The organism is Streptomyces sp. NPDC059443 (genome assembly GCF_042750105.1).
Lineage (GTDB): Bacteria > Actinomycetota > Actinomycetes > Streptomycetales > Streptomycetaceae > Streptomyces.
Genome location: NZ_JBHYVM010000013.1, coordinates 167,775 through 179,684, shown reverse-complemented (window position 1 = coordinate 179,684; position 11,910 = coordinate 167,775). Strand labels below are relative to the sequence as shown.

The following is an 11,910-nucleotide window of genomic DNA, read 5'->3' as shown; positions in this document are numbered from 1 at the left end:
TGCGCTCGGCCGGGGCGCCTACGGCGCCTGGCTCTCCGCTTCGCTCCGAGCTATGGCCGGCCTTCGGCCGGAGTCCTGCGCTTCGCTTCGGACTGGCCCGGATTCCGCTGCGCTCCACCCGGGCGGGGCCCGCTTCGCGGGCCCATGGGCTCCCGCGCTTCGCGCGGGAGGTGACCCCGCTTCACGGGGTCCAGGCCTTCGGCCTGTTCAGGGTGTCCGCTTCGCTCCCACCCGGGCCCTTCCGGCTCCGCCTCCCAAGGCCAGGGCCCGCTCCGCGGTCCCTGCTGGCAGCAGTGAGATGGGGTGCGGGCTTCTCTCGACTGGCGGTCGGTGGGAGCGGACCGCCTGAACGGGGTCCGCTCCTCTTCCAACCTGCTGCGCTGCGAACTACTCCGGAAGGGGCTTGACGATCGTGTGCGTGATGACCTGCCCCGTGATCTGCTTCGACTCCAGCTTCTGAGTCCCCGCCACCAGAGTCGGCTTCTCCACCGGAACCTCCTCCGGGGTGGCCTCAACCTCTTGCTCGTCCGCCATGACGCTCTCCTTCTTCCACGTAACACTCAAGACTTGATCAACCTCCCCACAGCCCTCCCAGGTAACCGACGATTACAAGCCCTCAGCCGAGACAACAACCAGGCCAACACAGGCCTTTGGCCCGTTGGGGTGTCCGCTCCACTCCCACCCCTGGTCTTCCGGCTCCGCCTTCAGGGCCAGCCCGCTCCGCGGGCGGCCGGCAGCAGTAGGCGCGGGCTTGTCATCTCCTGATGACGGGGCTCTTCGCTCCCGCTCCCTGGTCCCTCCGGTCTCGCCTTCGGTCAGGGGCCCCTGTTGAACGAGGATCGTATGGAACCGGCGGGTTCGCGAAGGCATCGGTCGTATGCCACGCGTGCGGTTGGCACCCACACCACTTCTTGACCCGGCTGGCGTACGGGAGGCGCCGTGCATCCAGTCTTCCAGAACCCTGGCCCTGAGGCCACGAGGTTCTGACTCAAAATGAGAGTCGGATTGAGACTGGAAGCAAGGGCATGGTCCGCAGCGCCTGCCGATTGTGACCGGTGTCGCGCCTCAGTGAAACTGCGCAGCACCCAACCAACCTGCTTATGCAGGCTCAACGCTGAGAAGTCGCCGATCAAGGTCCAGATGCACGATGCCACCGTTCTGTTCACGAAGCTGGCGCCAGGCTGTGTAACCCGTGAGGATGGCTTGCTCCCAGTCTGCAGCCCGGCAGATGCTCACTTCCAGGTGTCCGGTCATGTGAGCGATGGTGGTCAGAAGTTCGTTGTCCACGTGCTTGATGTCGGCGAAATAGCGGTGGCGCGCGGCGTAGGAGAAGACAAGAGCCGAGATACCTTCCTCGATCGCGATGGCACGGCCACCGTCCTCGGCCTCGTCTGTCCGAGTGTCGCTCCTGCGCTTGCGGCCGAGAAGGAAGCGCGTAACCGGCGACCAGCCGAGCACTGCCGCGTGGGCTAGATGAAAGACATCGTGGAAGCGGTAGTCGTCTTCGATGTGGGAGGCACTGGTCAATGGGTCCCCGGCCGGTTTTCCATCCTCCCGTGTCACAAAAACTAGAGTGCGGCCATCGTCCCGGGTTGTGGGGGTGAAGGTGAGTCGCGTCTGACGTGGCAGACGCTCGTGTTCAGGAAAGTGATCATCGAAACGGGTGTGTTCGGCTTCTGGGGTCGTCCGCCAGCGATCCTTGGTCTTTTCCAGACTCGCGGCCGCGACGTCATCAAGGTCGAGGCCGAAGCGGTGAGCCAGGGCAGCTACGTACCACAGCACGTCGCCGAGCTCCTCTCGGAGCTGGAGCTTGCCCTGCTCAAAGGCGGGGCCGTCCCGCAGGCTCTTCTTGTAGGCGGTCGAGAGGGATCCAACTTCGCCGGCAAGCCCCAAGAGGGGCACAAGGACAGGGTCAGTGTCGTCCGCAGAGGGCTCCAGGGTTTTGATGGCAGCCTGCTGGTAGCGCTGGAAGTCCATATCCGCTCCCTTGTCTGATGTTGCGACACCCCTGTCGGGATTCGCGACGTTGTCGTATCCTAGGACAACACCGTTGGAAACGCAGACGATTGGGGGAAGTGCTGAGTACTGCGACGCCACGACTCGAAGAGATCACCTCGATCATCATCGAGCTTCTCGCCGAATTGCAGGGTCAGTCAGCTGCGGAGGTCCGCGCAGAGCTCGAAGAATCGGGAGCCGAGTTGCCAGTTGACTCACTCCTGATCGTGGAGATCCTCACCCGCATCGAGGAGCACTACTCCGTCACCATTCCCGCCGACCGTGAGTCGGCTCAGGCCACACGGTCTGTTCAATCCTTCGCTCGCGCGGTGCTAGAGGCCATCGTCGAAAGGCAGCAGTCATGACCCCTCCTTCTTCGGACGCCAGAGCACGCGACCCGGAGCTGATCCAGCTCGGGGAACGGCTCAAGAAGACCCGCGACTACCTCAACATGTCGCAGCAGTTCGTCTCCGACAACACCGGGATCCCCCGATCCGCGATCAGCGACATCGAACGCGGTGAGCGGCGGGTAGACAGCCTCGAACTGAAGAAGCTGGCCCGCCTGTACCGGCAGCCGGTTGCCTACCTTCTGGCCGATGAGAAGGACGCGGATGCCGGCGAGTACGCCCTGGCCGGACTACCGCGGGCGCTGGCCCAGCTGACCGACGGAGACCAGAAGACCGTGATGGAGTTCGCTGAGTACCTCTCGCTTCGCCGCGCGGCCGAACAGGAGGATGCCGGGCGGGACACCAAGCAGTGAACTGGGCAACAGCGCACCGTATCGCCGGGATCGCTGCTGTCCAAGCCCACCGTGATCTCGGCATTGACCGGACGCAGTACGTGCCGATGCACAAGGCGTTGAAGGTAGCTGGAGTGGTAGGCATGGCGCGGCCCATGCCACGGCTGTTTGGCGTCTACGTCTCCCCCTCTGACAACGGTCCAGCCGTGCTCCTCAACGCCGACCTCGACATCGTCACCCAGCGGCATACAGCTGCCCACGAACTAGGGCACCATCGTCTTCTTCACGGCACCTCAGCCGACGACAACCTCAGCCCGTTGCTCCGGTGGGGCAACGGCAGCTGGCCGGATCACGAGAAGACCGCGGAAGCCTTCGCCGCATGGTTCCTCATGCCCCGCCCAGCAGTGCTGCTCGGACTCGAGCGGATCAGTCAGGGGCCCCCGACCAGTCCAGAGCAGGTGTACCGACTAGCCAGGGATCTGGGTACGTCGTACGCGGGCACTGTGCGGCACCTACAACATCTCCGGCTGCTAGACGAAGGCCGGGCAAGCCGCTGGGTAAAGATCGCCCCAGCTGCTCTCCGCCACACTTTGACCGGCGGTGCCGCCCTGCCTGCGAACACGCATGTCCATGTGATCACCGCTGGCTCTCATCTTCAGCAACTGCACGCAGATGTCGGTGACGTCCTCCTCGTCCGTATCGACGGCGCCGGCTTCACCTCGTTGCCCAAAGGTCTTGCTCTCTGGACAACGGGGGCTCCCCCTGCTGCCGGCGAAGCGGCCGTGGTGAGCGAGGAACTCGATGGATCTGTTGTCCTACAGGTCTCAGTGCCCGGCCAGGACGAGCCACTACAGCTGGAAGTCATCCGGGACTCACCCCGCGCCGGTGTGGACGACGTATGGCCTGACTGACACGCACGGCCCCCGCTGGACCGCGCTTCATCCCCTTGCCATGCCAGGAGGTCTCATGATCAGCTTCGATGTCACAGGCCGTGATGTCACTCGCGCCTGGATCGCCGCCTGCAACGCCCTCGACCGCAAAGACAACCCGACCCGCACTGGCCTGCACACTGTCGTACGCATAACCAACCCGGCCTCCGACGACATCAGCTTCCGAGATGACCTGGACCGGCTGCGTACCGCCAAGAAGCACCAGCCTATCGAAACCGTCGCCAGTACGATCTTCCCCGCTGCGCTCGCAGCCCAGGCTGCTGACCATGCCAGCCTGGTAGCCCGGTATCGGGCGGCATATCCGAGGCTGAGGCGGTACCCGGGCAATGCTCACGGCACCTACTTCGGCCGACTCGTTTCCTACCCGGGCACGGAGAAGGGCCAGATTGACCAGATTGGCAACATCATCGGCCGGCTCCGTAAACAGGCGTCTTCCAAGGGGCCGATGACGGCCGCGTACGAGGCCGACCTGGCGCACCCCTCCGACGGCGAAGTGCCCGCCGAGGCACTCGTCCACGCCGCCGACCGCGACAACCTGTACCGGGGTTTCCCCTGTCTGAGCCACTGCTCCTTCCAGCTAGACCGCGACGGCAAGGTCCATGGCGCAGCGCTGTATCGCAGCCACTACATGTTCGAACGCGCCTACGGCAACTACCTGGGCCTCGGCCGGCTCCTGGCCTACATCGCCAACCAAGCAGGACTGACACCTGGCACTCTGACGGTCATCGCCGGGCACGCCCACCTGGACGGACCCATCGCTGCCCTTCGCCCACTGCTGAGCGGCACCACGCCGATGGCTGCATAGACAGCCTCAGCGGACCACGTCGTTGATTCCCCACTTCGGCGGGAACCAGGCCGGCACCGGTGCCGTCGTAGCGCGGTAGGTCTGCTTGATACGGCTGCGCCCGCTGATGCCTGCGACATCCGGGTGAGCAACGCGCGCGTATTTGTCGACCTCACAGAACAGGTTCTGGCAGTCGATCAGCTGCAGAGGCCGTCCTCGCAGTCCGGGGAAGACCAGACCCAGGCGGGCGAAGTGCTCGTCCTGGGTCTCGGCCATGTACCGGATAACGTCCGACTCGATGCCATCGGCTCTCGGACCGAAGCACTTGCGGATGCCGTCCCGTGCACCAGGGCCGGCCACCACGAAGTCCATCTCCGAGAACGGCATCTCGGCCGCATAGTTCAGGTCGATCACGAACTGGTAAGCCAGGAACGGGCCGAGGGCCGGATAGCTCAGCAGGACCTCGTAGGCATCCCTCAGGGTCGGTGCGGCAACGACCTTCTGCGGAGCATCGGAGGTCATCATCATCTCCAGCAGCCGCAGATGGTTGCGGTGCTTGCGCTCCTCGCCAAGCTGCGGCGGAGGCACGATGTAGGCAGCCGAGTACAGCCGCTCCCCCGCCGCGAACGTGCGTGACAGCACATCGTCATAGGCGCGGTAGTCATATCCGTCCCAGCGCAGCTCCCCCAGCGCGTCAGACAGCAGCCGCCAGGTGGACTCCTTGTTGAAGATCTTGAGCAGCAGAGTACGGAAGAAGACTTCCTCCCACTCTTGGTCGCCCTCGTAGATGACGTCACTGATCAAGAACTGGCTGACACGGTCAGCGGCGCGATAGCAGTTGGTGAAACGGTGCCGCATCAGAATCGGGTCGTCAGTCCACGGCTGGGCCTTCCCCGCCAGGCGGGCCTCATAGACGGCCTGCCGCGCGGCGGCAAAGCGCCAGTACGTGTCGAAGACCGGTGTCGGCTGTAGATCCCGGCCACCCACCCGCACTGGAATCACTGCGGGGCCGAGCCGTGCGGGAGCCTGACGGTCTTGCACCAACATCACCATGCACGCAATATATATTCGTTGTATACCCGCTGTCACCGAGGAGGAGCCATGGAGTTGCTGTGGCAGCAGCAACGCTGCACGACTTCCGTGCTCTGGCCCGAGGACGTCGACCGCAGGCTGAACATCCTGGTCCGCGCGGCTGCAGCAGCCGGCGAACGTACCTCCCGCGCCGAACTACTGGCAGCACTCGTAGCAGCCGTCGATGTCGCACCCGAGCAGGTGTCCGCCCTCCTGCACCACTACCGCAGCCTGCCCGCAGACGCACTCACCGGCGACGAACAACGCAACGACCTGCCCGTCGTACGCGCACCCGGACCACGCCGCGGCACGCCGACCTAACGAGCCTCCGCCCTCGCAGGTCACGTGGCAGAGGCGTCACCACGCCAGCTCACGTCTCCATGGGGATAGCGCATGGCGGCCCCGTTTGAGGTATTTCTTCCCGCTCCCCTGCTCGCGTACCTGCCGTGTGCCAGACCAGATGAGCAAGCAGCCTTCGTCCCCGCGGGACACCATGCACGGGGGATCACATCGTGGAGCGACGGATGGCCATGATCGCGCAAGACATTCATCCGCGCGTAGGGATCTTTCGCGTTGCTCCACTCCCCGGAGAAACGACCTGGTCGCTGGTGTGCCGGGCAGCCACGCGCTACGGCCTGGATCCCCGCTGGGTGATGGGGCAGTGGCAGTGCTGCTCGATACAGAGGGACAGAAGGTGGTGGCAGGCTTGTGCGGGGTAGATCAAGAGATTCTCCGACGAGCTTTGCCGTCCTGGGGGCAGTGGGAGGACCAGGGGACGGATGGGATTCCACAGGCTCTCTTGCGTGTCGGGGGTGCCGTCGTGAGGCCGGTGGCCTTCGGCTGTCGACTGTGTACTGCCCGGCGTTCCTGGGAGGCCGTACGGGCGGTCCGCTACGCCGAACGCTGGGATCGGGTGTGCTTGCGGCATGGCCGATGGGGGCTGGATGCGGACGCAGAGCATGGCATGGAAAAGCTCGACCTGCGAGGAACTCCCGAAGTCCTCGCGGCACAGCAGCGATGGGCGGGCGTGGATCGTCGTGCCCGTCGAGCTGGAGTGGAGCCCGCCAAGGTTTTCGGCCTCGCTCGGGCTGTGGTCTGCTGGTGGTGGGAGAAGGCTCTTGACTGGGACCAGGAGCAAATCTGGCCGACCCGGCTGCATCGGTTGGCGGGCGGGGACGCCGGGCCGCGGTTCTGGTGGTGGCGGGCCGTTGCCCGAGACGCGGCGGTCTTCCCTGAGGTGGTGGCTGTGGCGGACGCGTTGTCCGATCCGGCTATGGAGGAGCTGGCGTGGGCCGACAGCGGGCGTGAACGAATCCGTGCCCCCTCTCCGGGTGGCGCCTTCTTCCGAGAGCTGGGCGCGCGATTGGAGCGGCCGTGGCTGGGGCCGTTGGCGGCGCTGGACCACGGCGGGCCGCTTGTGGCCGGCTGGATGGGCGCAGTGATCCGCCAGCATCGAGGCACCGGTGACCCCAGCGGCTACGGGCGGGACCCGTGGCGGGTGAAACGGGAACACCAGCCCTCCTCAGTGGGGGCGCAGCTCCGCCGCCTAGCCGAGCGGGAGACCGGGACCATCAGCTGGCGCGCGGCTGTCCCAGAAGCCGATCGTGCCCGTATCCAGTGCCTGATCCGCGAGGTGGGACAACTCCTGGCCGACATCGACGTGCACGGCAGCCGTCCCGTCGCTGAGTCCAGCCGTGCCCTGCTGAGTGTCTTGGCGGAGGGCGGCGAACTGGTGAACCGGGCGCTGCTGGACGTCGCGGAGGCGGCCCTCCAGGCAGGCGTTCCGCCATCATCCGTGGGCGATTGGGGAAGGATCCCCGCTGGTGTCCTGGAGGAGCTGGCCGTACGTGCGCGGAGTGTGGATTGAGTGATGCGCTGGGGGGCCACGTCGTTCACAGCGACGGGCCAGACTTCAGGGCGCGTTCCAGCTTCTGGTCAGCCTGTCGCAAGGTGCCGGTCAGCGTTGCTTAGCAGGGATCCAGGGCCATGTCCCGGGCTTGGGTGGGAGTCCATTCGTTTGCGTGACGCCCTTTCAGGACCGGTGTTTCTGCGCACGGCTCACGTACTTGGCTAGCCGTATGAGTGGTCAAGGAGCAGTGAGCCTGGCGAGCCCGGGCTATGAGGCAGCTTTCGCGGACTGGTCGGGGCACGTGCGGCAGCTGCCGTGGTTTAAGGCTGCTGCGTCGGTGCGGTTCGAGGAGCTGTTGCCGGTCTCGGCGTTTCCCGTCGTGCCGGGTAAGCGGTGGGGTCCGGGGTGGTGGTCGTCGACGAGCGGGCGTCATGTGGCGCACGGGTCGGCGGCCATGGTCCTGCAGCTGATGCTCTCGACCGTGATCCTCGGGTGAGTGGGCTGGCGGGCCGTCCGGTGCGGCTGGTGCGGCGCGATGAGCAGGGCGCGGTGCGGTCCTGGGTACCGCAGCTCTTCGTCCGGTACAGCGACGGGACAGGGCTGCTGGCGGACTGCCCTGCGGTTGCTGATGCTGGCGGGGAGCGTGCCCGCCTGTCCGCAGTGCACGTCAGTGCCGCGTGCGCGGAGGTCGGCTGGGCCTACCGGCGGTTGGAGCCCGTCGGTCGGGCGCTGGCAGGCAATGTCCGTTGGCTGGCCGGCTACCGCCATCCCCGAAACAGTGGCGGTCCGGCCCGGATGGCGCTGGTGGAGAATTCCTTCCGGGCGCCGCGGCCACTTATCGAGGGAGTCCGGGCCATGGGTGACCCTCTCGTCATGTGGCCGGCTGTTTTCCATGCCCTGTGGTCGGGGCGCCTGTCCGTGCCGCTGTCGCGGCCGTTGCACGAGCGGGTCGTCGCCAGCCTGGGCAGCCGTGACTGCGTGGCGGATGGGGTGGAGCGGTGAGCCTCAATTCGGTACGGCGGCCGGTGGTCGCGGTGGGCGGGCACGTGGTCTTCGAGGGCCGCACCTGGCAGGTGGCGGGTATCGAGGGCCAGGTTGTCAGGCTGGTCGCCGAAGGAGGCGAGGTCGCTTCGCTGCTGGCCGGCTACCTGTGCGCGGCTGCCGATTTCGCGGTGGTGGGCGCCCGGCCCGCGGCAGAGGTTCCGCAGTGGGGTTGTTCGAAACGGTGCCTCTACGGGAGCAGGAACGGGCCCTGGCATGGCAGCGGCACCTTCAGGAGATCGAGTGCGGGCTGCCTGGCGGACCGGACAGTTCGGGGGTACCGCGGCCGGAGTACGCGCTGGAGCGTCCGATGGGCGAGCGGGTGGAGGCCAAAGCCAGTGAGCTGGCTTCGCTGGGCTGGGCTGGGCAGGTGTGAGCGTGCCGACTGTGCGCAGAATGCGCTCCCGCTATCGGCGGCAGGGGTTGTGGGGTCTGGTGGATCACCGCTCCACGAAGCCGTCGACGCGGACCGGGCGCGCTGATGAGAAGGTGGTCGTGGCGGTGTTGGAGGCGCTGCGGCGTCAGCGCGGCCGTTCCCGGGGCACGCTCACCGGCCTGCGGGAGATGACCCGGCAGGTCCTCACCGAGACTCATGGTGCCGGCATGGTGAAGTTGCCGCCGGTGTCCACGTTCAACCGGCTCGTACGGGGTCTGGCTGACGCGAGGGAGATGCCGGGACGTCCCGCGCGGACCGCGTCCAGCCCGGCCCGTCCCTTCACTCCGACCGCTGTGCTGCGGCCCGGTGAGCAGGTGATGCTGGATACGACGCGCCTCGACGTCATGGCCGTCTCCGACCGCGGTTTCACCGGGCGGCCCGAGCTGACGATCGCGCTGGATGTCGCCACCCGCAGCATCGTGGCCGCCGTCCTGCGGCCAGAAGGGACGAAGGCCGTCGACGCCGCGCTGCTGCTCGCCGAGATGGCCGTCCCGCATCCGATGCGTCCCAACTGGCCTGCCTGCCTGGAACTCGCGCAGGCGAGCGTCCCCTACGAGCGGCTCCTGGACGCCGACGCACGCCTGGAGCATGCTGCCGCCCGGCCGGTCATCGTCCCCGAGACCGTCGTCGTCGACCGGGGGAAGGTGTTCGTGTCGGCGGCGTTCCTCGCCGCGTGCGAGACGCTCGGGGTGAGCGTGTAGCCCGCACCGCCGCGCCAGCCCGCGGCCAAGGGACCCGTCGAGCGGACTTTCGCCTCGATCAACACCCTGTTCTGCCAGTACGTGGCCGGCTACACCGGTTCCAACGTCGTCCAGCGCGGCCGCGACGTGGAGAGCGAAGCATGCTGGACTGTGCCGCAGTTGCAGGACCTGCTGGATGAGTGGATCGCCGCAGGATTTACCGACCGTGAGTTGTGCTGCCCGTGATGTCCGTCTGGGCCTGTGACGTGGACGTCGCGGGTTCGTTTACCGACCGGGACCGGGACGTCCGTCATGTTCCGGAGTCGGTACGGAGGACGAGTGGCACGGCACGTCATCATCGGGGACTTGAGGGTCCAGCAGATCGAGCGGAAGGGCGGGCGGAAGTCCTGGACGATCCTGTGGCCCGAGGGCACGGTTCACGTTGAGGTGGACAGGTTCCTGCGGCAGCACGACGGCTTGGGCACGCAGCGGACCTACGCGTATCTGCTGGTGGACCATCTGCGCTGGCTGGAGCGTGAGTGCCTGGCGTTCAGCACGGTTCAACTAAGGGACCTGGAACGGTACATGGGCATGGTCGGGGCCGAGGTCCGCATGCCGCTCGGGGAGCCGTGGCGAGTGGGCAAGCGCCCCTACGGCCGGTCCGCCCTGTCGGCGGCGGCCTCCTGCGTGAAGGGCTTCTACCTGCACCAAGCGTCCCTCGGCGTCAACGTCGGGCTCGGGGAGAAGCTCGACGGCACTCGGCTGCCGTCACGGGTGGACCGTCACCGCTCGCTCCTGGGGCACGTGAAGACGGCCATGCCAGCGAACCCGCTCGCGCCGAAGGGACCGCACCGCCGGCACCCGAAGATGCTGCCGGACGGCGCCCGCGAGCGACTGCTGGAGACGGTGAACTCGGCCCGGGACCGGCTGCTGGTGACCTGGCTGGCCGACGGCGGCCTGCGGATCGGCGAACTCTGCGGGTTGCACCTGGTGGACCTGCACCTGCGCGAGAACTCAGCCTGCGGCGAGTTCCGCAGCCCTCACCTACACGTCTGCCACCGGCCGGACAACCCGAACCGAGCCGAGGCGAAGACCAAGCACCCCTGGCGCATCGAGCACGGCACGGTGACCGGCGGGCTGATCAAGCGGGTCAGCCCGGCGATGGTGCACACCTACTTCGAGTACCTCACCGGCGGTGAGTATCCGCGCGGTGACGCCGGGCACGGAATGCTCCTGGTCCAGCTCCACGGCCCCGGGACCGGGCAGCCGTGGGCACCGGTCGGGGCCCGCCGGATGCTCGGCCGCGCCGGGAAACGCTCCGGCCTGGGCCTGGTGAAACCCCATGCCTTCCGCCACAACTTCACCAGCGCGGTTCTCGACGCATCGGACGGCAACCTGCTGATTGCCCGCGACGCCGGCGGCTGGGCCTCGGCCGCCACGGTCGACGAGGTCTACGGTCACGTCGACATCCACGATCCCGCCTTTGATGCGGCCCTGCGCACTGTCCGGGGTGAGCCGAAGTGACCGTGACGACCCTGTTGCCGCAGCAGGACACCCGCACCGGCCGGGACCGGCTGGAAGCCCTGACCGCGTTGATCAGCACCCCATCGTTCGACCAGCTGTTCCGCCCCGACATCGTCAAGGTCCCGCCGAACCACCCGGTCTACCGGTGGAACTGCCTGGCGGCGGAGTGCGAGAGGTCCACGATGGGGCACGGCGACCTGTGCTCAACCCACGAGATGCTCTGGCGCGAGCACCGCGACCGGGGAGGAGCACGAGCCGAGTTCCTCCGCACCGCGCCGCCCGCCGGCCCCGGGGAGGGGGTCGAGCAACGCTCCTGCCAGATCTGCCCGGGGCGTCCCTCCCGTCACCGCACGCTGGAGCTCTGCCACTACCACGAGTTCCGTTGGTACAACCATCGCGGCCGCCGCAGCGGCGACGCCGACTTCGACGCCTGGCTCCTCGATCAGCACGCGCTGCCCGACTTCGGCAGTTGCCGGGTCCAGGTCTGCCCGGAACTGGCGGACTCCCCGCTCGGGCTGTGTTTCCGGCACGAGCGCCGCTACCGCAGGGACGGCAGACCTGGTGGAGCGGCCCTGCCGTCGCAGTGGGGCACCCGCTACGGGCGCCGAGGGCTGGTCGCGCCGGTCAGCTACCAGGACAGGCACGCCTTCCAGCGCTGGTGCGCGACCGCCCCGGCCGTGCTCCGCCCCGCGCAGGTCAACCTCCGGGGCCTACATCCGCTGCTGCGGGCCGAGATCAAGTGGGGCATGTTCGCCTATACCCAGAAGGCGCACGGCCGCTGGGAACTGGTCACCTGGCAAGGCCTGGCAAACTTCGCCCGCGAGCACGGCCTGCGGTCGCT

General features: G+C 67.2%; 15 protein-coding genes. 12 read left to right on the top strand and 3 right to left on the bottom strand.

Features of this window, described 5'->3' with window-relative positions; all coding sequences use genetic code 11:
- Positions 1 to 387: 387 nt before the first annotated feature.
- The gene (locus ACFXDJ_RS15795) at positions 388 to 534 is read right to left on the bottom strand and encodes a hypothetical protein (protein WP_384659092.1); all 147 of its coding nucleotides are present in this window, start codon (positions 532 to 534) and stop codon (positions 388 to 390) included.
- Positions 535 to 1,098: 564 nt separating this feature from the next.
- Positions 1,099 to 1,977, bottom strand: a complete 879-nt coding sequence (locus tag ACFXDJ_RS15790) for a nucleoside triphosphate pyrophosphohydrolase family protein (RefSeq protein WP_384659094.1) — start codon at positions 1,975 to 1,977, stop codon at positions 1,099 to 1,101.
- Between the two features lie 98 nt (positions 1,978 to 2,075).
- Here ACFXDJ_RS15790 and ACFXDJ_RS15785 point away from each other — a divergent pair, with 98 nt between their 5' ends.
- The 4 genes from ACFXDJ_RS15785 to ACFXDJ_RS15770 are packed head-to-tail and all read left to right on the top strand — an operon-like array spanning position 2,076 to position 4,489.
- A complete protein-coding gene (locus tag ACFXDJ_RS15785) occupies positions 2,076 to 2,360 on the top strand; it encodes a phosphopantetheine-binding protein (protein ID WP_384659097.1) in 285 nt (94 codons plus the stop codon).
- Positions 2,357 to 2,755 (top strand): helix-turn-helix domain-containing protein, encoded by a 399-nt coding sequence (locus tag ACFXDJ_RS15780; protein WP_384659100.1) that lies wholly within the window; start codon positions 2,357 to 2,359, stop codon positions 2,753 to 2,755. Before ACFXDJ_RS15785 ends, ACFXDJ_RS15780 begins: the two co-directional genes overlap by 4 nt.
- Positions 2,752 to 3,645: an ImmA/IrrE family metallo-endopeptidase gene (locus ACFXDJ_RS15775; RefSeq protein ID WP_384659103.1), complete on the top strand. Its 894-nt coding sequence runs from the start codon at positions 2,752 to 2,754 to the stop codon at positions 3,643 to 3,645. Before ACFXDJ_RS15780 ends, ACFXDJ_RS15775 begins: the two co-directional genes overlap by 4 nt.
- A gap of 55 nt (positions 3,646 to 3,700) precedes the next feature.
- Entirely contained in the window at positions 3,701 to 4,489 is a 789-nt protein-coding gene (locus tag ACFXDJ_RS15770) for a thymidylate synthase (protein ID WP_384659106.1), read from the top strand.
- 6 nt (positions 4,490 to 4,495) lie between these two features.
- Here ACFXDJ_RS15770 and ACFXDJ_RS15765 read toward each other — a convergent pair whose 3' ends face one another.
- Positions 4,496 to 5,521, bottom strand: coding sequence for a nucleotide kinase domain-containing protein (locus ACFXDJ_RS15765; protein WP_384659109.1), 1,026 nt, complete (start codon positions 5,519 to 5,521; stop codon positions 4,496 to 4,498).
- Positions 5,522 to 5,569: 48 nt separating this feature from the next.
- Between ACFXDJ_RS15765 and ACFXDJ_RS15760 the strand changes: the two genes are divergently transcribed.
- The 8 genes from ACFXDJ_RS15760 to ACFXDJ_RS15725 all read left to right on the top strand — a co-directional run bounded on the left by ACFXDJ_RS15760 (position 5,570) and on the right by ACFXDJ_RS15725 (position 11,069).
- On the top strand, positions 5,570 to 5,860 hold the full coding sequence (locus tag ACFXDJ_RS15760) for a hypothetical protein (protein ID WP_384659111.1): 291 nt from the start codon (positions 5,570 to 5,572) through the stop codon (positions 5,858 to 5,860).
- Positions 5,861 to 6,503: 643 nt separating this feature from the next.
- A complete protein-coding gene (locus tag ACFXDJ_RS15755; protein WP_384659114.1) occupies positions 6,504 to 7,406 on the top strand; it encodes a DNA-binding protein in 903 nt (300 codons plus the stop codon).
- A 229-nt stretch (positions 7,407 to 7,635) separates the two neighbouring features.
- Positions 7,636 to 7,884, top strand: a complete 249-nt coding sequence (locus tag ACFXDJ_RS15750) for a hypothetical protein (protein ID WP_384659116.1) — start codon at positions 7,636 to 7,638, stop codon at positions 7,882 to 7,884.
- Entirely contained in the window at positions 7,881 to 8,390 is a 510-nt protein-coding gene (locus ACFXDJ_RS15745; RefSeq protein WP_384659118.1) for a TnsA-like heteromeric transposase endonuclease subunit, read from the top strand. The genes ACFXDJ_RS15750 and ACFXDJ_RS15745 overlap by 4 nt, the downstream gene beginning before the upstream one ends.
- Positions 8,391 to 8,595: 205 nt before the next feature.
- A complete protein-coding gene (locus ACFXDJ_RS15740) occupies positions 8,596 to 8,805 on the top strand; it encodes a hypothetical protein (protein WP_384659120.1) in 210 nt (69 codons plus the stop codon).
- A gap of 119 nt (positions 8,806 to 8,924) precedes the next feature.
- Entirely contained in the window at positions 8,925 to 9,566 is a 642-nt protein-coding gene (locus ACFXDJ_RS15735; RefSeq protein WP_384659123.1) for a hypothetical protein, read from the top strand.
- 81 nt (positions 9,567 to 9,647) lie between these two features.
- A complete protein-coding gene (locus ACFXDJ_RS15730) occupies positions 9,648 to 9,791 on the top strand; it encodes a hypothetical protein (protein WP_384659126.1) in 144 nt (47 codons plus the stop codon).
- Positions 9,792 to 9,884: 93 nt separating this feature from the next.
- Positions 9,885 to 11,069 carry an integrase gene (locus tag ACFXDJ_RS15725; RefSeq protein ID WP_384659129.1) on the top strand — a complete coding sequence of 395 codons (1,185 nt, stop codon included), beginning with the start codon at positions 9,885 to 9,887 and terminating at the stop codon, positions 11,067 to 11,069.
- The last annotated feature ends 841 nt before the right edge of the window (positions 11,070 to 11,910 follow it).